Raw genomic sequence first — 24,755 nt, forward strand, 5'->3', positions numbered from 1 at the left:
CTAGGTCTTCAGGGAGAACCCACTTCGGACGCTGCTGGGGGCGTCGCCATCGGCGAGCAGCACGCACGAATGCGGCGCGACGACGCAACTTTCTCCGGCGCCCATCCGGTCGCCGAGATCGCTAACACGCCAGCGCGCGGTGTCGAACACGATTCGCCACACCACACCGGTCGTGGGCGTGGGCAAACGAAAGTTGACGGGTTGGTCGCCGGCATTGCACAGAAACAGCAGATGTCCGTTCGGTGTTCCATACGGATCGGTGAAAGCGTGACCGATCAGCACGCCGATGGCGCGCGCGTTCGCATCATGCCAGTCGGCAGCGGTGAGCTCATGCCCTTCGGGATGTCGCCAGCTGATGTCCTTGTGCTCACGATCCACCTGGCGCGCGCCCTTGAGGAAGGTATCGCGTCTCAAGCCGGCGGCGTAGCGCCGCAGTGTGAGCAGTTGCCGTACGAACGCAGTCAGCCAGCCGCGTCGCTCGGCGTCGTGCCAATCGAGCCAACTGATTTCATTGTCCTGGCAGTAGGCATTGTTGTTACCGCGCTGCGTGCGACCGAATTCATCGCCCGCCAGCAACATTGGCACGCCTTGCGAAAGCAGCAACGTGGCGAGCAGATTGCGGATCTGCCGTTCACGCAATTCGATCACCGCAGGATCGTCGCTGGGCCCTTCGACGCCGCAATTCCAGCTCAAGTTGTGATTGTGGCCGTCGTGATTGTCCTCGAGATTGGCCTCGTTGTGCTTCTGTTCGTACGCAGTCGCGTCGTACGCGGTGAAGCCGTCATGACAGGCGATGTAATTGATACTCGCCGTCGGACGGCGGCCGGAGGCGCGAAACAAATCGCTGGAGCCGGCGAAGCGCTCGGCGAAATTGCCCAGGATGCCGGGATTGCCACGCCAGAAGCCGCGCACCGAATCGCGATACAGATCGTTCCATTCCGACCAACCGGCCGGGAAGCGCCCGAGTTGATAGCCTTCGGGGCCGACATCCCACGGTTCGGCGATGAGCTTCACATAGCGCAGCGTGGGCTCGGCGGCGACCGCTTTGAAAAATGCCGCGTCGGTGCGAAACGGCGCGTTGTCACGACCCAGCACGGCGGCCAGATCGAAGCGGAAGCCGTCGACGTGCATTTCCTCGACCCAGTAGCGCAGGCAGTCGATGATCAGCTTGCGGGCGGCGGCGTTGCCGATCGCGATGGTATTGCCGGTGCCGGTGCGATCGACGTAACGACTCAGATTGTTGCTGTCCAGCTTGTAATAAGCGGCATTGTCCAGGCCGCGCAGGCTGAGCGTCGGACCTTTCTCGTTGCCCTCGACGGTGTGATTGAACACCACGTCCAGAATGACTTCGATGCCCGCGGCGTGCAGGGTCTTCACCATGGTGCGGAATTCGGCGACCGGATCCTCGATGCCGTACTCCGGATGCGGCGCGAACCACGCCAGCGAGCTGTAGCCCCAATAGTTGGTCAGGCCGCGCTCGGCCAGGAATTGTTCGGGAACGAACGCCTGCACAGGCAACAGCTGCACGGCGGTGACGCCGAGTTGTTTCAGATAGTTGACGACCGCCGGCTGCGCCAGGCCCAGGAATTTGCCGCGCTCACGCTCGGGCACGGCCGGGTGCAGCTTGGTGAAGCCTTTGACGTGCAACTCGTAAATGACGGTGTCACGCCACGGCACCGCCGGCGGACAGTCCTCGCTCCAGGCGAAGCCAGACTGCACCACGCGCGCTTTGTAAACGTATGGTGCACTGTCGGCGGTGTTCAGTTGCTCCGTGGGTTGATCGGGCTGGTGACCGAACACCGCCGGATTCCATTCGAACTTGCCCACCAGCGCACGCGCGTAAGGATCGAGCAGCAGCTTGTGAGGATTGTGCCGCAGACCATACGACGGATCGTACGGCCCATGGACGCGAAAGCCATAGACCACGCCTGGAATGCCATGCGGCGCGGGCAGAAAGCCGTGCCAGCAATTCTCAGTGCGTTCGGGCAGCGGCAGACGAGCCAGTTCCCGCTCGCCGTTCTCATCGAACAGACACAATTCGACGCGCGACGCGCCGCCGGCGCATACAGCGAAATTCACGCCGTCACCGGTCCAGGTGGCGCCCAGCGGCGAGGGTGAGCCAGCTTGCAGGCTGGCGGCGGTGAAATCGGCAGGTACAGCGTTCATCCGACCAATGGTGACCGATCCGGGGGCCGCATGAAAAGTAGCGAATCGCGAAAGTACCTGATTGACATGAGCAACTCAGGTAATCCCTAACTGAATTTTAATCGCGCGCCCAGATCACAACGCTCAACGGCGGCAAGTTGAGCGTGATACGTGCAGGAAAATCTCGCCAGGGCTCTGCGTGGGCCTGCGCCACCGTTTGTTGCGAATAGCCCGAGCCGCCGAATGCGACGTCGTCGCTGTCGAGCAGCTTGCGGTAGCGGCCCGCTTCCGGTGCAGCAAAAGTGTAATGATCGCGTGGCACGGGCGTTGCGTTGAAAACGATCAACAGCTGCGTGCCGCCTTCGCCCGGCAGGCGCTGGCGCATGAAGCCGAACACGCTTTCGTTGGCGTTGTCGGCCTCCAGCCAGCGGAAACCCTCCCAACTGTTGTCGCTGCCGTGAAGCTCCGGATATTCGCGATATAAACGATTCAGGGCGCGACACCAGGCCTGCAGCTGCTGGTGGTGAGGATGTTGAAGCGCGGCCCAGGCCAGGTCCTCGTAATCGCGCCACTCGTGCCATTGGCCGAACTCGCCGCCCATGAACAGCAGCTTCTTGCCCGGATGCGCCGTCATGTAGCCCATCAGGAAACGATGATTGGCGAGCTTCTGCCATTCATCGCCGGGCATCTTGTCGAGCAGCGAGCGCTTGCCATGCACCACCTCGTCATGCGACAGCGGCAGGATGAAGTGCTCCGAGAAGGCGTAGACGAACGAGAACGTGATCAGGCTGTGGTTGTGGCGACGATGAATCGGGTCGTGCGCCATGTAGCGCAGCGTGTCGTTCATCCAGCCCATGTTCCATTTGAAATGAAAGCCGAGTCCGCCCAGATGCACCGGCCGCGTCACGCCGGCGAACGAAGTGGATTCCTCCGCCATGGTCACGACGCCGGGGAAGTAATGGCCGATGGTCCAGTTCAGCTGTTTCAGGAATTCGATGGCTTCGAGATTTTCCCGGCCGCCGTACTGATTCGGCGTCCACTCGCCCGGTTTGCGCGCGTAGTCCAGATAGATCATGGACGCGACCGCGTCCACGCGCAGTCCGTCGATGTGATATTGCTCGATCCAGAACAGTGCATTGGCGATCAGAAAATTGCGCACCTCGTGGCGGCCGTAATTGAAGATCTTGGTGCCCCATTCCATGTGCTCGCCCCGATGTGGGTCGGCGTGTTCATACAGAGCGGTGCCGTCGAAGTCGGCGAGGCCGTGACCGTCGCGCGGAAAATGCGCTGGCACCCAATCCATGAAGACGCCGATGCCCGCCTGGTGCATGCGATCCACGAAGCGCATGAAATCGTGTGGCGAGCCATGTCGCGCGGTGGGCGCGAAATGTCCCAACACCTGATAGCCCCAGGAACCGTCGAACGGATGTTCGGCGACGCCCACCAGCTCGATGTGGGTGTAGCCCATGTCGAGCACGTACGGAATGAGTTGATCGGCCAGCTCGTCCCAGGTGAGGAAGGCGGGCTTGCGATGCCACGAGCGCCGCCACGAGCCCGGATGCAATTCATAAATCGACACCGGCGCTCGCAACGGGTCCCACTGGCGGCGATGGTCCAGCCAGGCGTCGTCGCCCCAGCTATAGCCCTGGATGTCGGCGATCACTGAAGCGCTGTCGGGCCGCAACTGCATCTGGAATGCATACGGATCGGCCTTCATCAGCTGCTGGCCGTGCGCACCGACGATTTCGAATTTGTACAGCGCGCCTGGCGCGGCGCCCGGAACGAATGTCTCCCAAACGCCGGAGTGGCCGCGCATCTCCATGGCGTTGCGCTTGCCGTCCCATTGATTGAAATCGCCGACCACGCTGACGCGCCGCGCATTCGGGGCCCACACCGCAAAGCGAGTCCCCGCCACGCCATCGTGCACCTCGGGATGCGCGCCGAGCTTTCGATGAATGTGGTGATGATTGCCCTCACCGAACAAGTGCAGATCAAGATCAGTGAGGGCGGAGCTCATGGCAGTAGTGGGCCGTCGGGGGTCAGAGGCTGGTGAAGAAAAAGAACGAAGCCCAACTCAAGGTTCCACATCCAACCCCCAACGACTAACGACTACAACACCGGCTTGATGCCCCAGATATTATCCGCGTACTCGCGGATGCTGCGGTCGCTGGAGAACGGGCCCATGCTCAACGCGTTGATCACCGACTTGCGCGTCCATGCTTCCGGGTTCAGGAACAACTCATCGACGCGAGCTTGTGCCGCCATGTAGTCGTGGAAATCCGCCAGCACCAGGAAGTGCTCGCCATGGCTGAGCAGGCGGTCGCTGACCACCTTGGAGTCGAAGATATTGTCGGGCGTGAAATATCCCGAGTCGATCAATTCGATAGCGCGCTTCAGCCTGGGATTCCTGGCCACTTCGTCGGCCGGCGAGTAGCCCTGCGCGCGACGCGCGATCACTTCCTCGGCGGTCATGCCGAAAATGAAAATATTCTCCTCGCCCACCGCATCTTTGATCTCGATATTGGCGCCGTCCAGGGTGCCGATGGTGAGCGCGCCATTCAGCGACAGTTTCATGTTGCCGGTGCCGGACGCTTCCATGCCGGCCGTGGAAATTTGTTCCGACAGATCCGCCGCGGGCATGATCTCCTGCGCCAGCGACACGTCGTAGTCCGGCAGGAAACACAGCTTCAGTTTGTCGCCGATGCGCGCGTCGTTGTTGATGACGTGCGCCACGCTGTTGATGAGCTTGATGATGGCTTTGGCCATGTGATACCCGGGCGCCGCTTTGCCCGCGAACATCACCACGCGCGCCGGGATCGGGGCGTTCGGGTCGTCCAGCAGCTGCTGATAACGGGCCACCACGTGCAACAGGCTCAACAGCTGCCGCTTGTATTCGTGGATGCGCTTGACCTGCACGTCGAACATGGCGTCGACGTTGACGCTCACGCCGAGCAGCTGATGAATGGTTTTCGCCAGTCGCTCCTTGTTGGCGCGTTTGATGACGCGGAAACGGTTGCAGAAGTCGGCGTCGTCCGCCGCCCACTTCAGGCGCTCCAGGTCTTCCAGATCGTTTTCCCAGGCCGAGCCCAGCTTCTCGGTCAGCAACGCCGACAGCAACGGATTGGCCTGCTTCAACCAGCGGCGCACCGCGATGCCGTTGGTCACATTGGTGAAACGCTCGGGCCACAACTCCGCGAAGTCGGAGAAAATGGTCTCGCGCATCAGTCGCGAATGTAGCTTCGCAACGCCGTTCACTTTGTGGCTGCCGACCACCGACAGGTACGCCATGCGCACGCGGCGATCGCCGTCCTCGTTGATGAGCGACATGCGGCGGCGACGATCCAGATCTTGCGGGAACGCCGCGCTCACTTCCTCGAGGAAGTCGCGATTGATCTGATACACGATCTGCAGATGACGCGGCAGCAGTCGTTCGAAGAACGACACCGGCCAGGTTTCCAGGGCTTCCGGCAGCAGCGTATGGTTGGTGTAGCCGCACACTTCACGGGTGAGCTTCCAGGCGGGCGCCCATTCCATGTCGTAGGTATCGACCAGCAAGCGCATCAGCTCGACCACCGTCAAAGCCGGATGCGTGTCGTTGAGCTGCACGGCGATGGCGCTCGACAGGTCCTTCAGCGGCCGACGTTCGGCGAGATGCTGACTCAGCAGATCCTGCAGCGAGGCGCTGACGAAGAAATATTGCTGTTTGAAGCGCAGCTCCTTGCCTTGCGGCGTGGAGTCGTCCGGGTACAGCACGCGCGTGAGGTTCTTGGCCTCGACCTGTTCGGCCACCGCCGCGCCGTAGTTGCCATGATTGAAGTCTTCGATGCGGAACGGCGTGATGGCCCGACCGGACCACAGCCGCAGATGATTCACCGTAGGGCTGCGATTGCCGGGAATGAACAGGTCGTAGCCGACCGCCCAGACATCGTGCGTGTCCACCCATTCGTATCGGACCCGGCCCTGCTCGTCGCGAGTCGCGCGGCAATGGCCGCCGAAGCGCACCCGATGACGCACGGCGCCCTGACCGCTTTCCCAGAAGTTGTGAAAGCCGAGCCAGGAGCTGGCGACTTCGCGCTGGGCGCCGTCTTTCTCGATGACCTGGGTAAAAATGCCGTAGTCATAGCGAATGCCGTAACCGGTGGCGGCATAGCCCAAGGTCGCCAGCGAATCCAGGAAACAGGCGGCGAGGCGGCCCAGGCCACCGTTGCCCAGGCCGGGATCCTCTTCCTCGGCGGCGATGTGGTCCAGATCGTGGCCGAGCGATTCCACGGTCTCGCGCACTTCGGTCAGCAGTTCGTCCTCGAACGAGGACAAGGCGTTGATCAGGCTGCGTCCGAGCAGGAACTCCATGGACATATAACAAATGCGCTTCACTCGAGCGCGCGCGACGCGCTTGCCGGTGGCGATCCAACGCTCGGCAAGTTCTTCACGAACCGCTATGGACAGCGCGTCGTAGATATCGCGGCGGGTGGCGTTCTCGGTCGATTTGCCGAGCACGCGTTCCAGGCGGTCGATGATCGCTTCACGAACGGCGCCGAGGCGCAGCGGCGCCGCCGATCGAATCGCAGAAGTCTGCGCCATGTAAATCCTCGCTTATTTAACTTCGGCCACCTTCTCCTCGACGATGCGCCACGAGCCGCTCTCGCGAACCAGGATCAACTCCTTGCGCAACGAGTTGGTGCCGAACTTCTGGACGAACCGCACGATGCGACGGTCCTCGCCGTCCGGTTCGACGCGCAAGCCTTCGACGATGGGATCGGGCGTCGGGCCGGTGGCCACCTGCTCGCGACGCTGTTCCAACCAGGCTGAACTGCCGGCCGAGTCGGTCGGCGCGGTGAAGCCAGAAGAATAAAGTGCGACAACCGCATCCGCTTCGCGGTTTGCCCAAGCCTGGGCCCAACTCGCGACCACTTCCTCTGGCGAGCGTGCCGTCGTGCCGCTCGAGCGGAAATAGGACGGCGGCTCATCCAGGCATGCGGTCCGGCCGGAACGGTTGCCGGGCTTGGCCTCCGGAATGGTCAGCGCCTCGGAGCGGTTCGGCTGCGTCATGCCGTCAGGCACTCGCAACGCCGGGTTGTTACGGGACGCCAGGTACGGCTCGTTTCGTTCCGGGCAGACCGCCTCGGAACCGCCGCCGCAGGCGGTCAGCAGGGGCAGCAGCAGGGCACAGCACAGGGTCAGACGCCGGGCGGAAGGCTTGTTCATACAGGCAATCGGGGTCATCGAGATCCTGCGGGATGGTCGAACGGAAAAGGCAAACGGCGGATCCTACGCGGGCCGGAAGATTACGCAACCGGCTCGCAACGTACGTCGGTTTTGACCGACGAGGCAATGAAACATTCCTCGTGCGAGCGGTGATGCAGCCGGTCGAGCTCCTCGGCCGTGGGGGTGCGGCCCGAGAACGCCACCTTGGGCCGCAGGGTTACGACCGTCATGGCCATCTTGCCGGCCTCGTTCTTCGCCATCACGCCGACCGCCTGGTCTTCGTAGCTGTCCACCACGAAGCCCTCCTTGGCGGCAAACGACAGGAAAAACAGCATGTGGCAGCTGGACAACGACGCCACGAAGGCTTCTTCGGGATCGACCGCTGTGGGATCCGACAAAGGCACTCGCACCACGTGCGGCGAGCTCGATCCGGGCACCACCGTGCCGCCGTCGAAGCGCCATTCATGCGCCCGGGAATACTTGTTGTCGGTGAAGACGGCGCCGAGGCGCTGCCAGTAGACGGTCGCGGTGTACTCGCTCATCGAAGGAGGTGCGCAAGAGCCGGCGGAGCCGACGGGGAGCCATTGTCCCGCGCCCGCCGCGGGTTTGCCAACGTCATACCCGGCTTCGGGCAGGATTAGCGCCTCACCTGGGGAGCATTGAGAACGACCGCGGCACTCGCCGTATCGCACTGATCTGACAGAGGAATGCACCGGTGCGCTGGATGTACCGGTTACTATCGAGGTCCTGCCCGAGCGTCTGCTCGTGCCGAACCCACAGGTAATCGTTAGCGCATGCCCCATCAATCCGATCTGATTGCACTCATCGCCATGGGCTTCGTGCTGGCCATGAGCTTCGGCTTTCTGGCCTCCAAGCTGCGCATGCCGCCGCTGGTGGGCTATCTGGTCGCCGGCATTGCGATCGGGCCGTTCACGCCGGGCTTCGTGGCGGATGCCGGGCTTGCCGGGCAGCTGGCCGAGATCGGAGTGATCCTGTTGATGTTCGGCGTCGGCCTGCACTTTTCCATCGATGCGCTGCTCAAGGTGCGGAACATCGCGTTGCCCGGGGCGGTCGCCCAGATCGGCGTGGCAACTTTGATCGGCGTGGGATTGGCGCGCTGGTGGGGCTGGAGCACGGCCAGTGGTGTGGTGTTCGGGCTGGCGTTGTCGGTGGCGAGCACCGTCGTATTGTTGCGAGCCCTCGAGCAACGCAACGAACTGGATACCGAGCAGGGCCGGATCGCGGTCGGTTGGTTGATCGTCGAGGACCTGGCCATGGTGCTGGCGCTGGTGTTTCTGCCCGCACTGGCGAACACCGGCGAGGGCGCGCGCGAGAGCAGTCTGCTTGCCAGCCTGGGCGTGACGACGGTGAAGGTCGCCATGTTTGTCGCCGTCATGATGGTCGGCGGTCGGCGGGTGGTGCCCTGGGTGCTGCTGCAGGTGGCACGCACGGGCTCGCGAGAGCTATTTACGTTGGCGGTATTGGCGATCGCGTTGGGCATCGCGTACGGATCGGCGGTGCTGTTCGACGTGTCGTTCGCGCTCGGCGCATTCTTCGCGGGTGTGATGCTGGCCGAGTCGGATCTCAGTCATCAGGCGGCCGAGAATTCGTTGCCGCTGCAGGATGCGTTCGCCGTCATGTTCTTCGTATCGGTGGGCATGCTGTTCGATCCCTGGGTGATCGTGCAGCAGCCACTGCAGTTGCTGGGCGTGATGTTCATCGTTCTGATCGGCAAGTCGGTGGCGGCCTTCGCCATCGTGCTGGCGTTTGGCTATGCGGTACGCACCGCGCTGACCATTTCAGCGTCGCTGGCGCAGATCGGCGAGTTCTCGTTCATTCTCGCCGGACTCGGCGTGCTGCTTGGCTTGCTGCCACCGGAAGGGCGGGATTTGATCCTGGCCGGCGCGCTGTTGTCGATCACCTTGAATCCTCTCGCGTTCGCGACCATCGAGCCGATCGCGCGCTGGTTCAACGAGCGGCCGGACCTGCTCGCGTTCTTGCGCAGGGAGAGCAAGCGCACGACGCTCGCTGCGGAGAGCAAGGTGTCGGCCTTGCGCAATCACGCAGTGATCGTCGGCTATGGCCGCGTCGGTAGCGTGGTCGGTCACGGCCTGCAGGCGCAAGGCCTCGAGTTCGTGGTGATCGAGATGAGTCGCCGCGTCGTCGAGCAACTGCGGGAAGACAAGATCACCGCCGTGTACGGCGACGCCACCGCGCATGGCGTTTTGGAGCTGGCGCAGATCCAACACGCGCGGCTGCTCGTGATCGCTTCACCCGATGGCTTTCATGCCCGGCGCATCCTCGAGCTTGCTCGGGCCAAGAATCCGAAGATCGCCATCGTGGTCCGCACTCACAGCTCCAGCGAGCTGAAATATCTCATCCGCCAGGGCGTCGATCGCGCCGTGATGGGTGAGCTCGAGCTCGCCCTGGAAATGACCGACTATGCGCTGCGCAGCCTCGGCGTCTCCGAAGAACGCTGCAAGCTCCTCACACAATGGCTGCGGAACGAAGGCGTCGCCGGCAACCCGAAAGATCCGGGCGCTTGAGCCTCAGCGCAGGATGGCGTGCAGAATGATGGCGGGGAGCATGGTGAACAACCCGGAAAGGGCGATGGAGATAACCACCAGCAAGTAGATCGCGACGCTCAGTAAGCAAACGACGAGGGCGCCGACCAGCACGATGAGCAATTGTTGCCACACAGGCGTGGCGCGAGGCGCGGCGAGAGTGACCGTTGCGCCCATCCGAGCAAGCGCCTTGAGGCGCTTGTCATAGGCGGGATACATCGGCAGCGCCGAGCCGCTGAGCAATCCGCCGCGACCGGAGCTCCTGGCGACGAGCATGTGAGAGCACCAGGCAGGGAAGTCGCTGCCGTCGCCTATGTAGCGGATTGCGTCGCCGAGAGCTTGAGGATCGCGGGTGAGCTGAACCGCGATCGCGTCGGCCAGATATTTGCGACGACGCCAGACCAGGGCGAGCAGGGGCTCCAGAAAGACGCTGCTGACCAGTCCGCCGAAAAACCCGCCGATCACGATAGGCCCATACAAAGGCATGCGAAGCCGTTCGCGCCAGGTGAGTTTGCCGGAATTGTGACTTCCGGAAGAACGCGATGTTTGCGCATGACCGAAGGGATTGGTCAGGTCGAGGATCAAACGAGCGTCGGCGCTCGACGCGCCCGGCTTCAACGCTTCGCGGAGCGTTTGCCACAAGCGCGTCCACGCCGGAGGATCGACGATGCCGTCGCTGAGTCGGGCGACGAAACCGAACAAGCTCAACGTCTGCGCGACGCGCATCCCTTGCACGACGTCGCCATTGGCAATGAGCCCGATGAGATGTCCCGCCACCGCCTGCATTTGCGCCCGGTTGAGCCTGTCCAACAGCCCCGTGGAAACCAGCACCGTCACGCTTTCATCATCCGGTCCGTACACGGCAGCATTGACGCCGGCGCTTTCGATGATCGCCACCTTCGGCACTTTGATGTTGGCGGCGATGGCCATCTCGGCGACTACGTTTGCGAGTCGCTGTTCCGCGAGCACGCTTTGGTTCGGTGAGCGCAACGCGAGCTCCTGTGCGCCGCTCGCTTCCGCCTCGCGCACGATTCGCTTCAGCGTCATGAGGACGAGGAACACGGCTACCAGGCCTGGCAGCGCCGCGACGAATGCGAGATACAGCCAGCTGCTGATCGGCTGGCTCTCGATGTTTTCGCTGATGGAGTCCAGCGTCTGCAGCACCGCGCCGAGCAGATCGGGCATGGGCACGATCAGGTTCACCAGGTCGAGCAGCAGCCCGAGCAGCGCATAGAACAGCGGTGAGGTCAGCGTGGCCACGACGAAGGCGAGGATGGCGATACCGACCCCTGCGATCGCGCTCACCTGCCATGCGGCGCGGCGATGCCGAGCGATCGCCGCAAAGAAACATTCGCGCTCCTGCGCCGTCCAGACAGGCAGCTCGACGGCGACCATGTCACTCCACCCAGTTGAACGAGCGCGTGACTGCCTTCTGCCAGGAGGCATACAGCCGGCCGCGATCTTCCTTGGTCATGCGGGGCCGCCAGGTGTGCGACACACCCCAGTTGCCGCGCAGCTCGTCAATGCTCTTCCAATAGCCCAACGCCAGGCCGGCGGCGTAAGCCGCACCGAGCGCCGTGGTCTCTGTCACTTGGGGCCGCACCACACTCACATCCAGAATATCTGCCTGAAACTGCATCAACAGATCGTTCACGACCATGCCGCCGTCCACTCGCAGCTCCTGCAATGGAATGCGGGAGTCTTGCTCCATCGCTGCCACCACATCCCTTGTTTGATACGCCGTGGCTTCGAGCGCCGCACGTGCGATATGCCCACGATTCGCGTAGCGCGTGAGGCCGGCGATCACGCCGCGAGCGTGATCCTTCCAGTACGGCGCATACAGGCCGCTGAACGCCGGCACGACGTAAACATCGCCGTTGTCCCGCACACTCGCAGCAAGCGCCTCGACTTCGCCGCTGCTGCGGATCAAGCCCAGGTTGTCTCGCAGCCATTGCACCAGGGCGCCGGCAATGGCTATCGATCCTTCCAACGCAAAACGCGCCGGATTCCTGCCAAATTGATAAGCGACCGTGGTCACGAGACCGGCGGCCGAGGACACCGGCTCGGTGCCGGTGTTCATCAGCAGGAAGCATCCGGTGCCGTAGGTGTTCTTCGCTTCGCCCGGCTCGAAGCAGGTCTGGCCCACCAGCGCCGCCTGCTGATCGCCCAGGATACCGGCGATGGGCACGCCTTTGAGCGGACCGCTGGACACCTCGCCATAAACCTCGCTGGACGATGCGATTCCGGGCAGCACATTGCGAGGTATCGAAAACGTGCGCAGCAGTTCGTCGTCCCACTGCAGCGAATCGAGCCGCATCAGCTGCGTACGGCTGGCGTTGGTCACATCGGTAAGGTGCAGGCCGCCGTTGACTCCGCCGGTGAGATTCCATAGCACCCACGTATCCATCGTGCCGAACAACAAATGGCCCGCTTCAGCCAATGCGCGCGCATTTGGCACATGATCGAGCAGCCATTTGAGTTTCAAGCCGCTGAAGTAGCTGGCGAGCGGCAGACCGGTGATGGCGCGGAAGCGATCTTTGCCGCCTTGGCCGGAGAAATACGCGACCAGTGGATCGACACGCGTGTCCTGCCACACCAACGCGTTGTGCAGCGGCGCCCCGCTGCGGCGATCCCAGATCATCGTGGTCTCACGTTGATTGGTGATGCCGATGGCGACCAGGTCCTTGGCCGTGAGCTTGGCCGCCTTTAACGCCTCGGCAATCACTGCTTCGGTGTTGCGAGCGATGTCCATGGGCGAATGCTCGACCCAGCCGGGCTGCGGAAAGATCTGTGGATGTTCCTGGTTAGCGCTGGCGACGATATTGCCGGCTGCATCGAACACGATGAAGCGCGTGCTGGTGGTCCCCTGATCGATGGCGCCGACGAAGGAACTCATGAGCCTCGCTCCTCAGATAACAGGAAACATGAACACCCGGCGCGCCTCGGCCGATTCGAGCTGCGCCTTGCTGTAAAGGCGGGCGATCGGGCCGTTGCGATGATCCAGCAGCTCCGGACGCCGCTGAATCATTTCATCGAAGCTCTCGCCAGGCGACGCACGCAAGCACCGTTCCTCGTTCAGCATCACCAGGTAGGCCCAGGTGATGGTCTCGTGATATTTGCTCGCCGCCCCGACCTTGGCAACATAGCGCTGCAGGTCCTGCCGGAATCTCACCGCGCCTTCGGGAAAGCCGTCGCGCTGCAAGTAGCTCCACGCGACGCACAGATGCAGGCGATGATCGAACTGCGCTGGATCGAGCGTGCCGCGCTCGAAGGCGAGCAGTGTCTCAGCGATAGTTTCGGCCGAATCGAGCATCGGGTGCTGGATTGCGGTGCTACCCATCAGCGTTTCCTCCCACGTTTGGCGGTCGAGGCCGTACGCTTCGGCGTGGCGCGAGCCACGGCGCGCTCGGACTCGACCAACTGATGACTGTCGGCGGCGCTCAGCTCCAATCCATAGATCTTCTTCAGCTCGGCGATCTGAGCCAGCGTGGACGCGCTGAAAGCCTGCTGGCCATCGAATGCATGCAGCACGATGCCTTCCAGCAAATCGCCCAGCGAGGTGTTCTTGAGCGCCGCCAGAGCCTTGAGCACGCTGAGCAGGCGGGCTTCGATACGCACGCCGGTCTGCACGCGGGTGACGATGGTCACTTCGATGTCCCTTGATACCGTGGTAACTTGGTACCAAGTTACCAGTGGACCCCGGGTAGGGCAAGCCGCGCCGCCGACTCAAGGACCGATAGTGAGATCGACTACGCCCGGCGTGCGCTCGACCGCGACGCGCTGGGAACCGACATCGAGGGTGTAGGTGAGGTAACAAACATGCCGCGGGTTGCTGAGCGCTTCTTTCACGAACACCGCCGCGACTTCGGCGGCAGGCAGCCGGGCCGATAGCGTGAGTACGCCGGGTAGAAACGACGAGCGCAGTTCCGCGCCGAGCGCCTGGCAACGCGTGTAATTGATGGGATCGAGCAGCGTCGGGTCGGTTTCACAGCGCGCGCGCAGATCCACGAGCGAAGCCCCGCAGTGAACCAGATGCACGCGCCGCTCCTGCACGACGGGCTCGCTACTGACGCGAGCTGCTTCGCTCGCCAATGTATTCAAACGAAAGTGGTGAACGGTCTCGTGGATGGTCGCGAGCAGCGAGCGCGCGCCATACCACACACCATAGGAACCGGCGGAATAGCGCGAAGCGGATGGATGATCGAACGGCCACTGAATGGCGGTCACGATGGGATCGTAAGTCGCAGCGTCGTCGAATGGCCGGGTAATGATGGGCTGCGGCTCGCGGGTCGGCTTGGTGGCCATTTCGTGCTCGATGAGCACTGGCACCGCCGCGGCATCGTCGACCAGTTCCTGAAAGATATCGATGCTGGCGCGCAGGCTCACGATATTGCGATGCCAGTCGCCGCGCGCATCCTCGGTGACTTTATAGCTCTCGCTCACGCGTCACTGGCCGCGCATCACGTCCAGGGTGCCGCGCACCAGCGCGAGCCCCGGCAATCCATATTGTTTGACCACGTCGATGGGCGTGTGGCCGCCGAACTTGCTGTTACGGGCCGACATCCAGCCGTGCGCCAGCGCGTCGTTGCGGGGATAGAGCAGCTTGAGGGATTTGTGAATGCCGAGCAGATGCCCGGCGCGATCCATGAGATCCCGATTCGGCGCCAGCGGCTCGCCCTGTGCATAGCGCTGCAGGGCCGAGCGATTCTCGCTGGACATGCCGAGCAAGGCCAGCCGATCGGCGGTGCTCAACTGCCAGAGATCGAACAGTTTGGTCAGCGCGCCGGCCAGCACTACGCGCCGCTCTCGATTCGGTACCGCTGGAACGACCAGCTCGGGTTGCATGCCCATAAAGGGTGTGGCTCCGGAGGGTTGAGCCGGAAACCTGTAGCACTTCACACGTCTGTGCGTATAGCTATCACATGTCGTTCTCGAAGTCGATGACCAGGCTCGTGGGAAGCGCCCGACGTGCAACCGCCGGGCGCGTTTGAACAGGGCTTACCAGGCGATGCCGTAGTCCTCGCCGTGATACGCGGCCGCGCCCCAGAAGGTGCCGTGCCTGGCGTCGATCTGGATGGCGGTGATCGGGCCGGAATTGTTGGCTGTGAACTCCAGCTTATAACCCTTGCGGATCAGCTCGTTGCGCACCCACTCCGGCACCGAGCTGGTGAGCGTCATCCGGCCGGGAATGGACTCGTGCGAGCCGAACGAATCGCGCAGCTGATAGCTGGTGAAGTTCGCGCCTTCGGCCGCTTCCTGGGGCGTCATGCCGAACTCCACTACGTTCAAAAAGAACTGCAGCAGGTTCTGCTCCTGGGTGTCGCCACCCTGTACGGCGAACGCGAGGTACGGCTTGCCATCCTTGAGCGCCATCGACGGCGTCAGCGTCGCGCGCGGACGCTTGCCGGGCGCGACCACGTTGAACGGATTGTCGGCCGGATCGAGCACGAAGCTCTGCATGCGCTGGCTCATGCCAATGCCGGTCTTGCCCGCAATGGTAGCCGGCAGCCAGCCGCCGCTGGGCGTGACCGACACCACCCAACCTTCTTTGTCGACGGCCTCGACCGTGGTCGTGCCGAGCCGAAAGGTGCGATCGAATTCGGCCAGCGCGGTCGGACTCCACTGATTCGGATTTGTTTTGTCTTTGCCGGGCTTGACAGTGCGCCACGCCTCCAGCTGCGCCTTGAAAGGATTGCTGTCGCCCTGGAACGGATACGGATCCCCGGGTCGCATGTCGGGATCGTTGCGATCTTCTTTGATCAGCTTGGCGCGTTCGCGCGCGTACTCCTTGGACAACAATCCTTTGATGGGCTCTTCGGGCGGGAAGCGTGAATCGCCATAGTAGAAGTCACGATCGGCGAAGGCGAGATTCATCGCCTGATACACCGTGTGGATGTAACGCGCGCTGTTGTAACCCATGGCGCGCAGATCGAAGTTCTCCAGGATGTTCAGGGCCTGCAGCATCGACGGGCCCTGCACCCAGTGGGTGAGCTTGTAGACCTCGATGCCTTTGTAGTTGGTGCTCACCGGCTCTTCCAGATACACCTTCCAATTGGCCAGATCTTCCGGTGTATGCAGTCCGCCGAGCTCCTGCGAGCCGCGCGCGAACTCTTTGGCGATGTCGCCTTTATAAAAACGATCGTAGGCGGCCATGATGGCCTGCTTGCGATTCTTGCCGGCCTTGCGAGCCTTGGCCTCGGCCTCGACCAGCTTGCGCAAGGTGGCGGCCAGTTCGGGTTGACGGAATATCTCGCCCGGTTCCGGACCGACGCGCGAATAGCCCGGCAGCGGCTTGCCGTCCTTGCCTTCGTGAACCAGGAACGTGCGGCGCGACTCGGGCCACTTGCGCAGTTCGTCCTGCCATTTCTCGATCAAGTCGGCGGTCTGCGCTTCGATGGGATAACCGTCGGCCAGTTCGATCGCGGGCGCCAGCACGTCGGCGAGGCTGAGCTTTCCGTACTCCGCCAGCATCACCATGATGCCGCCCGGCGTGCCTGGCGTGACCGCCGCGAGCGGGCCGAACTCCGGTGGATATTCCATGCCTTTGGAACGATAGAACTCGGGTGTCGCCCCGGTCGGCGCCACGCCCAGCGCATTCACGCCGATGACTTTGCGAGTGTGCGGGTTATAGATGAGCGCTTGCGTTTCGCCACCCCAGCTCAACACATCCCACATCGTCGAGGTCGCGGCGATCATGGCGCACGCAGCGTCGACGGCGTTGCCTCCCTGCATGAAGATCCGCGCGCCGGCAGTGGCAGCCAGCGGCTTGCCGGTGACAGCGACCCAGTGCTGGCCGTGCAAAGGCGGCTTGACGGTTTTAGCCTGCGACGGCGAGGCCGTCACTGCGATGCAGGCCACCAGCACGGCGGCCAGCCGGGAACGGGCCAGGAGAAAACGAGAAGGCATCGTGACCGTACCTGTCGACTGACGGGGCACGGATCTTAGCGCGAGCGGCGGCGGACTCGCGCGCCGCCGCTCGCTGATCGAATCGCCTTACAGGCGCCAGCGCACGCCGAGGGCGAACGAGCGGCTCAGCAAGGTGTTGCCGAAGTTATGCGTCGTCGGTCCGCCGGCATCGCCGAACTTGTAGTACGACTGCTGCATCTCTTCGGTGAGATTCACCGCGTCGAACGACACCGCCAGCTTATCGGTGATGTTGTACGACACCTGCAGGTCCAGGCTTTCCTCGGGCGAGCGCCAGATGCCGATGGGGTTGGCGAACTGACGCTGCTCGTTGTTGTTGAGGAAGTCGTCGCGCCACACGTAGGACAAGCGCACGCCCACACCGGCCCGGTCGTACGCCAGGGTGAGGTTATAGGACATATCGGAGACGCCGAAGAATTCCGAAGTCTCCTCGCCGATGATGTTGCCCTCGCTGTCGGTCATCGGAATGTTCTGCTCGGAGTTCAGCTTGGTGAAGCTGCCCGTGGCGCCCAGGCCGCGCAGGAAGCCGGGCAGGTACTCGGGGAAGTACACGAAGCCCAGCTCGATGCCTTCCAGCAAGCCGTCCGAGGCATTGACCGGCTGGGTGACGACGAACAGATCGGTGTTCAGGCCCGAGTTCTCGATGGTGATGAAGCGGGTGAGCGGCACCACCAACCCATCGATCTCACGACGGAACAACGTCGCGTACAGCGCGCTGTCGGGCGCGAAGTACCACTCGGCAGTCAGGTCGTAGTTCTTGGCGGTCGCCGGCTTCAGATCCGGATTGCCGCCGTTGCCCCGGCCGTAGCCCAAGCCCGTCAGATCGCCCACCAGGCTGTAGTTCGAGTTCAGATCGAAGAACGCCGGCCGGCGCAGCGTTTCGCCGTAGTTGAAGCGCACCATCAGGTCGTCGGTAAGCGCATAGCGCAAAGTCAAAGATGGCAGCACGTCGCTGACGCTTTGCTTGGCCGTCGAGCTTCGATCGGTGATCAGGTCGGTGAACTGCATCGGCGTGTCGACGGACACGTAACGCAAGCCGAACTGGCCCTGCAGTTTGCCGATCTCCATGTCGGTCTGCACATACGCCGAAGCGGTCCGCTCCTTGACTTCGAATGTGCGGATCAGCGCCGGATCGCCCAACGGCATCCCGTACAACGCGCGGAACTCATCCTTGTGGTCAGCCGCGTAGTAACCGTTGACCGACATCCAGGAGCTCGGCACGTTGGCCTCGCCATCGAAAAAGCCGCTGTTCACATAGGTGGCGGCACTCGGCAGGATGGTCATGCTGCGCTGGAGGTTGATCTCGAGCTGCGCTTTCGGCGCGTAGGCTTCCGCCTGGCGATCGTCGTAGCGCACGCCGAAGCTGAGCTGGCGGAACAAACCGTCGCCGAGCTGATAATCGCCGTCGATCTGCAGGGTCTGGGCAGCGCCTTCCTGGCGGCCCTTGTTCTGGTAAAGCTGCGCGAGATTCCAGGAAGATGCCTGGTTCAACAGCGAATTGTCGTTGAACTGCCAGGACGGCAGCCCGTTGCCAGCATTGAAATCCACCGTCGCCGACGCGGCCACGCGGTCGGTGCGCACCGCGAAGAAATTGGTGTCGAACTGGCTGTCTTGCAGCGACAGGTCGGCGTTCAACGAGAGTCGCTCGCCGATCTGCCATTTACCGTTCAGGGCATACACGAACGTATCGGTTTCCTGCTCCGTGACATCGCCGCTCTGGAATCCATAGATGTCGCCCACGGTGCGGCTCTTGATGATGTTCGTGCCGGGAAACAGCTCATATGTCGAGCCCGGATCGGGACCCAGCGCGCCCCAGAAATCCACGAAGGTGAAGTGCAGATTGTTGAACCACTCTTCGCGGTAGCCTTGATAGAACGCCTCGAACGTATATTCGGAGCTGTCGTTCGGCGCCCACTGCAGAGCCAGCGTTCCGGCGGGGCGCTCACGATCGCCTTCCAGATCGACGGCGAACAGCGCGTCTCGAGCCAACAGATATTCGTAGGGCACGCCGTTCATGGTGATGGTCGAGCCCGGTGTGGTGGACAGACCCCGGTCGGTGCCGGGTTGCCAGAATTGCGGCGCGTCTTCGCCAGGCCGTTGCAGCCGGCAATCGCCGTTGAAAATGCGCTCGAGCGGCACCCAGTTCGGGTTATAGGGATTGCCTGCCGGCGGGTCCAGGCAGCTGTCGTTGTCGACCCCGAGGCCGTTCGGTTGAGCGTCCTCGTGCAGGAATGGCAACAGCGCGCCGGCGGTGATGCTCTGATCGCGATAGCGCACGCGGGAATAGCTGCCGTTCAACATCACCCCGAAGCGGCCGCCGCCCACATCCCAGGTGTTGGCCAGCAGCACGCTGGCGTTCGGATCGATATCGTCGCGCTGCTCCTGTGTGGTCGCGCGCGCGTTCAGCGACATCTCGAAACCAGGGAAATCGAACGGCCGACGCGTGGTCACGTCGATCTGGCCAGCAAGCCCGGTCTCCAGTTGATCGGCCGCGCGGGTCTTGTAGACATCGACCCGGCTGATCAGATTCGCGGGAATGTCCTGCAACGCCAGTTGCCGGCCCGATTCCGGCGGCGGAGACGCCGTGAACACGTTCCGACCGTTCCAGGTGGTCTGCACGTCGTCGAGACCGCGGATCACGATGCCGTCGGCTTCGCCGCCGCCGCGATCGGTGATCTGAATGCCGGCGATACGCTGCAGGGCTTCGACCACGTTGTTGTCGGGCAGTTTGCCGATATCTTCGGCGACGATCGACTCGACGACCTGCGTTGCCTCCCGTTTGTTTTCCAGACCTTGCACCAGACTCTGGCGCACGCCGGTGACCACGACCTCCTCCAGCTCCACCGATTGTGTCGAGGTTTGCTGAGCGACCGCGCTCACCGATAAGGACAGCGCCGCGAGCGCGGACGCCGAATGAACACCAATTCTCTTGGCCACGATCAATCCCCCCAAGCTGCCATGACGGCCATTAATTTCTCAGACAAATGCTATCTGCAAAATGTCCGACAAATCAAGATGCCGATATCGGGCACGGTATTGGGGCTGGGGGCATCCCTTGTGATCGGGCCACGCTGCCAGGAGAATCCGGGAGGTCGCATACGACGCCCAGACCCGGCCGATGCCCATACTCAAGTCGAATCAAGCCGCTGACGGTGAACGGCACAGCCGCAAGCAACTGCGCCTGCACAGCTCCATCGCGCGGGATCTGGGCATGCGGATCGTATCCGGCGGCTACCGCCCGGGACATGTCCTGGCCGGCGAAATCGAAGCCAGCGGTCAGCTCAAAGTGTCGCGCTCCGCTTATCGCGAGGCCGTGCGCATGCTGGCCGCCAAAGGATTGGTACAAAGTCGAACGCGCACCGGCACACGCGTGAGCGCCGTCGAGCAATGGCACCTGCTGGATCCCGACGTGCTGACGTGGGTGTTCGCCGGCGAACCCGAACTGGAAGTGCTGCAAGGCTTGTTCGAGTTGCGCACCATCATCGAACCGGAAGCGGCCGCGCTGGCTGCGGCGCGCCGCAGCGATAAAAACCTGCAGATCATGCGTGGCGCGCTCGAGCGCATGAGCCAGCATACGTTGAACGTCGAGGCAGGCCGCATCGCCGACAAGGAATTTCATTCCGAGCTGCTGCGCGCGACGCGCAACCCCTTCATCATTTCTTTGACCAACGGCGTGGCGTCGGCGGTGCATGCGTTGACGGAATTCAAACAACGCGCTCAGGCACTGAAGCGCGATCCGCTACCCGAGCATTGGCACGTGTTCGAAGCAATCGCGCATCAAGATGCGCAGGCGGCGCGCGCGGCGATGGCGGAGCTGATTCAACTGGCCATCCATGACATGCCGGTGAAGCGCTGGCCCGAGAACTGGACCGATAGCCGGCTGGTGCGGGATTCAGAGTCGATCTGAAGGACCGGAGCTCATCGAAGACGCTCTCGATGAGCCCCGGCCGCAAACGTCACAAACGTCGGCTCACTGCGCCTGGGTCGTGAGTTCGGCTTGCGCAGCTTTACGCGCCGCTTCGAACTCGTCGCCCGGGAGCCACTTCGGCGCTTCCGCCGGTGAAGCATTGGCGATGTTGTTGCCGACGTAGAAGCACAGCTGCGCATCTTCGATCATGCCGTCGAAGTTCCAGTCCGGCTGGATCTCATCCGACTGCTGGTGATAGTGCTGCGCCTCGTACTGCGCGTGCTGCTCCTTGCCCCACTCCGCCGGCTTGCCGATGAACTCGGTGCCGGTGTCGAGGTACAGCGCGGGCACGCCGATCTTGGCGAAGTTGAACTGATCGGAACGATAGAAGAAGCCGCGATCCGGATACTGATCGGCGGTCACCACGCGATCCTGCATCTTGGCGACGGCCTCGACGTAGTCGTCGATGGTCGACTTGCCCTTGCCGACGAACACGATGTCCTTGGCGCGGCCCCAGATGTTGCCGCCGTCGATATTGATGTTCGCGGCGATCTTGCCGGGCGCCACCGTCGGATGCTCGGCGTAGAACTTCGAGCCCAGCAGGCCCTGCTCTTCGGCCGCCACGAACAGCAGCATGATGGAACGTTTGGGCGGCTGCGGCAGCGCCTTGAACGCCTTGCCGATGGCGAGCAGCTGGGCCACGCCGGCGGCATTGTCCATGGCGCCGTTGAAGATCCTGTCGCCTTCCGCATTGGGCTCGCCCACGCCGAGATGATCGTGATGCGCGGTGTAGATCACATACTCTTCGCTGAGCTGCGGATCGCTTCCCTTCAACACGCCGTACACGTTGCCGGTACTGGAGCGATTGATCTTGTTCTTGAACTCCAGCGAGGTGGTCACGCCGAGCGGCACCGGCTGGAAGTCCTTGGATTTCGCCGCTTCGAGCAGCTTGTCCAGATCCTGGCCGGCAAGCTTCACCAGCTCGCGCGAGGCATCTTCGGTAAGCCAGCCTTTGACTTGAATGCGCGGCTCGCCCGCGGCCGGCAGCTCGACCTGCTCGCCCGTCCAGGACGATTGCACCACCTGGAACGGATAACCCGCCGACGGCGTGGTGTGGATGATGATCGCACCCGCGGCGCCCTGGCGCGCGGCGCTTTCATACTTGTAGCTCCAGCGACCGTAGTAGAGGCGCGTGTCGCCGTTGAACAGTTTCGGATCCCAATCCGGATCGTTGTTCAACATCAGCAGGACCTTGCCCTTCAGATCCTGGCCCTTGAAATCGTCCCAGCCGAACTCGGGCGCCTGGATGCCGTAGCCGACGAACACCACTTCGGCGTTCTTGATCGAGCCTTTCTCATCCTGCACGCCGCTGCCGGCGATATATTGATCCCACCATTTGAACGACGCGGTCTGGCCGCCCTTCTTGAAGGACCACTGTTTCGGCATCTGCGCGGTGACGCCGACGACATCGAACGCCTGCTGATAGCTGCCATCGGCGCCGCCGGGCGCGAAGCCGATCTGTTGCAGCTGATCTGCAAGGTACTGGCGAGCCTTCTCGTCTCCCGGCGTCGCGGGGCCGCGCCCCTCGAATTCATCGGACGAGAACCTGGTGATCTGATCGCGCAGATAATCTGCGGAAATCTGGCCGGCGGCAGTGGTAGCTTCGGCGCTGACCGGGCTGGCCGCTTCGGGCGCGGGCACCGGCTTGGGCTCTTTGGGTTTGCATCCGGCCACGGCCGTGAGCAGTGCGGCTGAAATCAGCAGCGCTGACAGCGACCGCCGGGGTCGCAACACTGTATACATTGAAAACTCCGTGCAACGGCTGACGGTGACCGGGAACTGTAACAGATGTCCTTCGTAAAGCAGTCCTCCAGTCGACCTCACCTCCTGCTGATTTACGCCGGCCATGCAGGTGGCCGCACGCACGAAATGGTTGCAGCGGTGAAGCGAGGCGTGGCGGACGCGGGCGAGGATCTCGAGCTAAGAGCATTGCCTGCTTTGCAGGCAGGCGTGGACGACCTGTTGTGGGCGAACGGCTTGCTGATCGGCACGCCCGAGCACTTCGGCTACATGGCCGGCGCCATCAAGGATTTTTTCGATCGCACGTTTTATCCGGCGCAGGGCCGCGTCGAGGGGCTGCCTTATGCAATGTTCGTCAGCGCCGGTAACGACGGCACTGGCGCGGTCGCTGCCATCGAGCGCATCGCCCTCGGCTATCGCTGGAAACAATGCGCCGAGCCGCTGATCGTCAAAGGCGAGCTGTCCGCCGCCGATCTGCAACGCTGCGCCGAACTGGGCCAGACGTTCGCTGCGGGGCTCGCGCTCGGCGTGCTCTGAGATCGCGACACTCACAAGGTTAATAGCGCTTTGCGAAGTGCGAAGGCCGCGAATCGTGTGACGTAGTTGCTCGCTTTCCGCCAAATCCCTGAGGACACTCGCGGCATTCCGAGTCGCCAGGAACTCCAAATCGGTCACATCAGTTTGGCCAGCGACTTCCGATAACCAAGGACAAGGACGCTCCTTCAAGCGCTCGACGATGTGGAATGGAAGACGTGTTGCAACAGTTATGGCTCGCGGTCGGCCTGATGGCCGCCTTCATCGCCGGTGCGGTTTACTGGCGACGCCATCACCTGCCCGCGACCGCCGCTCGCACCTCGTCGCGCCCCGCTACTCTGGTGTATCGCGATTCGCCCACGGTTCGGGTTGCCGATTCCCAGCGAGTCGACCGCGCACGTAAGGTGATTCGGCTGAAGGTCGGCGAGTCGCTGGACCTGCTGCCCACGCCTGCCGCCATGCCGCCGCGCTTCCGCGTCCATTGCAAGAGCATCGTGGACGGAAGCGACCTGGAGGCCGCGCACATCGGCATCGAATTCGGCGGTGCGCAGTTGAGCTGCGGCCCGCTGGTCGACGAAACCGCGTTCAACGAGTACGTCATTCCCCGCGCCAGCCGTGATGAGCACCGCAGCTCGGTGTTCTACTATCACGAGCGCGGCGACTCGATCGAGTTCATGCGCGCCAAGCTCAAGTCGGCCGATCCGAAGACCGGCCAGATCGAGCTGGACGTCATGCAGATGCACGCGAATTGGCCGAATCGCTTCGGCGAGGAATGACGGCTTACTTCTCTTCCACCATGACGCGCAGGCGCTCGATGGCCTGATCCCAGCGCGAGGTGATCAATTCGATGCAGCGTTGCGCCTCCGCCAGTTGCGAAGGCTCGATCTGCCACACGCTGTCGCGCCCCTGATAGACACTGCTCACCAGGCCGGCCTCCTTCATGACTCGCAAATGTTTGGCGACGGCCTGACGCGTCACGTCCACGTTTGCGGTCAACGTGGCGGTCGAGGAAGGGCCGGCCGCGGACAGGTAGATCACCAGCCGCAGCCGTGTTTCATCGCCCAGCGCCGCGAACACCGGCGCCGAAGCTTTGAGCCTGAGCTCAGGTCGCTTGAGTGACATAGCGTTCCAGATTCCTGAGCTGCGCGTCCCAGCCCTCGCAGTTGTCGCCGAACACTTTCGCGCGCCGCGCGAGAGAGATGCTGTCGAAGCCCGACTCGGTGATGGTCAGTAGCGTGCCGATTTTGCCGTCGACCTGCGCGTCGCTGAGCTTGAACTCCACCAGCGTGGTGGGTTCTTTCGCGTAATCGACGCCGGCATCTCTCGCGCCCGGATGCCAGCGCCAGGAGAATAGATGTTCGGGCTGCATCCGCTCTACGGTCATGTCGAAGTCGCCGCCATACTCTTCCGGCGCCCGCATGCGGACTTTCGCTCCTGGCCTGAACTCGCCATCCACGGTGGCGACGCCGAACCACTCGCAGAATTTCTTGATGTTCGTGACCGCCTCCCAGACCCGGCTGCGTGGCGCGCGCAACAAGGCCTGCCGCTCGATAGTGTTTGTGACCTTTGACTCGTTCATTGCGCACCTCCGCGCTACTGACAACCGAACGGTTGCAATATAACTCGTGCCCACCCCATGTGCAACCATTCGGTTGTCGATCAAAGCGAGCGTGGGT

20 protein-coding genes are annotated in these 24,755 nt (G+C 62.8%); 4 read left to right on the forward strand and 16 right to left on the reverse strand.

The features are described 5' to 3' along the window. From glgX to JM946_RS04410, 5 genes are all read right to left on the reverse strand, one after another. Positions 1-2,166: a glycogen debranching protein GlgX gene (glgX, locus tag JM946_RS04390; RefSeq protein WP_203165916.1), complete on the reverse strand. Its 2,166-nt coding sequence runs from the start codon at positions 2,164-2,166 to the stop codon at positions 1-3. 97 nt (positions 2,167-2,263) lie between these two features. Next, on the reverse strand, positions 2,264-4,162 hold the full coding sequence (glgB, locus tag JM946_RS04395; protein WP_203165917.1) for a 1,4-alpha-glucan branching protein GlgB: 1,899 nt from the start codon (positions 4,160-4,162) through the stop codon (positions 2,264-2,266). 92 nt (positions 4,163-4,254) lie between these two features. Next, positions 4,255-6,726, reverse strand: a complete 2,472-nt coding sequence (locus JM946_RS04400; protein ID WP_203165918.1) for a glycogen/starch/alpha-glucan phosphorylase — start codon at positions 6,724-6,726, stop codon at positions 4,255-4,257. 12 nt (positions 6,727-6,738) lie between these two features. Next, positions 6,739-7,350 (reverse strand): Cif family virulence factor, encoded by a 612-nt coding sequence (locus JM946_RS04405; RefSeq protein ID WP_203165919.1) that lies wholly within the window; start codon positions 7,348-7,350, stop codon positions 6,739-6,741. Positions 7,351-7,430: 80 nt separating this feature from the next. After that, complete coding sequence (locus JM946_RS04410; protein ID WP_203165920.1) at positions 7,431-7,892, reverse strand: OsmC family protein; 462 nt, start codon at positions 7,890-7,892, stop codon at positions 7,431-7,433. 252 nt (positions 7,893-8,144) lie between these two features. Between JM946_RS04410 and ybaL the strand changes: the two genes are divergently transcribed. Further along, complete coding sequence (gene ybaL / locus JM946_RS04415; protein ID WP_203165921.1) at positions 8,145-9,896, forward strand: YbaL family putative K(+) efflux transporter; 1,752 nt, start codon at positions 8,145-8,147, stop codon at positions 9,894-9,896. Between the two features lie 3 nt (positions 9,897-9,899). On the opposite strand, the gene JM946_RS04420 is transcribed toward ybaL, so the two are convergent. The 8 genes from JM946_RS04420 to JM946_RS04455 all read right to left on the reverse strand — a co-directional run bounded on the left by JM946_RS04420 (position 9,900) and on the right by JM946_RS04455 (position 19,775). Next, a complete protein-coding gene (locus tag JM946_RS04420) occupies positions 9,900-11,309 on the reverse strand; it encodes a M48 family metalloprotease (protein WP_203165922.1) in 1,410 nt (469 codons plus the stop codon). A gap of 1 nt (position 11,310) precedes the next feature. Next, positions 11,311-12,810, reverse strand: coding sequence for a glycerol kinase GlpK (gene glpK, locus JM946_RS04425; RefSeq protein ID WP_203165923.1), 1,500 nt, complete (start codon positions 12,808-12,810; stop codon positions 11,311-11,313). 12 nt (positions 12,811-12,822) lie between these two features. Further along, a complete protein-coding gene (locus tag JM946_RS04430; RefSeq protein WP_203165924.1) occupies positions 12,823-13,254 on the reverse strand; it encodes a hypothetical protein in 432 nt (143 codons plus the stop codon). After that, a complete protein-coding gene (locus JM946_RS04435; protein WP_203165925.1) occupies positions 13,254-13,562 on the reverse strand; it encodes a hypothetical protein in 309 nt (102 codons plus the stop codon). The genes JM946_RS04430 and JM946_RS04435 overlap by 1 nt, the downstream gene beginning before the upstream one ends. 78 nt (positions 13,563-13,640) lie before the next feature. Continuing rightward, a complete protein-coding gene (locus JM946_RS04440) occupies positions 13,641-14,357 on the reverse strand; it encodes an RES family NAD+ phosphorylase (protein WP_203165926.1) in 717 nt (238 codons plus the stop codon). Between the two features lie 3 nt (positions 14,358-14,360). After that, the gene (locus JM946_RS04445) at positions 14,361-14,765 is read right to left on the reverse strand and encodes an antitoxin Xre/MbcA/ParS toxin-binding domain-containing protein (RefSeq protein ID WP_203165927.1); all 405 of its coding nucleotides are present in this window, start codon (positions 14,763-14,765) and stop codon (positions 14,361-14,363) included. 147 nt (positions 14,766-14,912) lie between these two features. Next, positions 14,913-16,820: a gamma-glutamyltransferase family protein gene (locus JM946_RS04450; protein WP_203165928.1), complete on the reverse strand. Its 1,908-nt coding sequence runs from the start codon at positions 16,818-16,820 to the stop codon at positions 14,913-14,915. 87 nt (positions 16,821-16,907) lie between these two features. Beyond that, positions 16,908-19,775 carry a TonB-dependent receptor gene (locus JM946_RS04455; RefSeq protein WP_203165929.1) on the reverse strand — a complete coding sequence of 956 codons (2,868 nt, stop codon included), beginning with the start codon at positions 19,773-19,775 and terminating at the stop codon, positions 16,908-16,910. Between the two features lie 181 nt (positions 19,776-19,956). Between JM946_RS04455 and JM946_RS04460 the strand changes: the two genes are divergently transcribed. Continuing rightward, positions 19,957-20,745, forward strand: a complete 789-nt coding sequence (locus tag JM946_RS04460) for a FadR/GntR family transcriptional regulator (RefSeq protein WP_203165930.1) — start codon at positions 19,957-19,959, stop codon at positions 20,743-20,745. Positions 20,746-20,808: 63 nt separating this feature from the next. On the opposite strand, the gene JM946_RS04465 is transcribed toward JM946_RS04460, so the two are convergent. Beyond that, the gene (locus tag JM946_RS04465; protein WP_203165931.1) at positions 20,809-22,548 is read right to left on the reverse strand and encodes a M20/M25/M40 family metallo-hydrolase; all 1,740 of its coding nucleotides are present in this window, start codon (positions 22,546-22,548) and stop codon (positions 20,809-20,811) included. 45 nt (positions 22,549-22,593) lie between these two features. On the opposite strand from JM946_RS04465, the gene JM946_RS04470 reads away from it, so the two are divergent. Next, positions 22,594-23,082, forward strand: coding sequence for a flavodoxin family protein (locus JM946_RS04470; RefSeq protein ID WP_203165932.1), 489 nt, complete (start codon positions 22,594-22,596; stop codon positions 23,080-23,082). A 206-nt stretch (positions 23,083-23,288) separates the two neighbouring features. Next, positions 23,289-23,855: a hypothetical protein gene (locus tag JM946_RS04475; protein WP_203165933.1), complete on the forward strand. Its 567-nt coding sequence runs from the start codon at positions 23,289-23,291 to the stop codon at positions 23,853-23,855. Between the two features lie 4 nt (positions 23,856-23,859). Here the strand turns inward: JM946_RS04475 and JM946_RS04480 are convergent, their stop codons facing one another. After that, positions 23,860-24,201: an ArsR/SmtB family transcription factor gene (locus tag JM946_RS04480; protein ID WP_203165934.1), complete on the reverse strand. Its 342-nt coding sequence runs from the start codon at positions 24,199-24,201 to the stop codon at positions 23,860-23,862. Continuing rightward, a complete protein-coding gene (locus tag JM946_RS04485; RefSeq protein ID WP_203165935.1) occupies positions 24,182-24,658 on the reverse strand; it encodes an SRPBCC family protein in 477 nt (158 codons plus the stop codon). The genes JM946_RS04480 and JM946_RS04485 overlap by 20 nt, the downstream gene beginning before the upstream one ends. Positions 24,659-24,755: the final 97 nt, after the last annotated feature.

It is taken from the genome of Steroidobacter gossypii (genome assembly GCF_016801985.1).
Classification (GTDB): Bacteria; Pseudomonadota; Gammaproteobacteria; order Steroidobacterales; family Steroidobacteraceae; genus Steroidobacter; species Steroidobacter gossypii.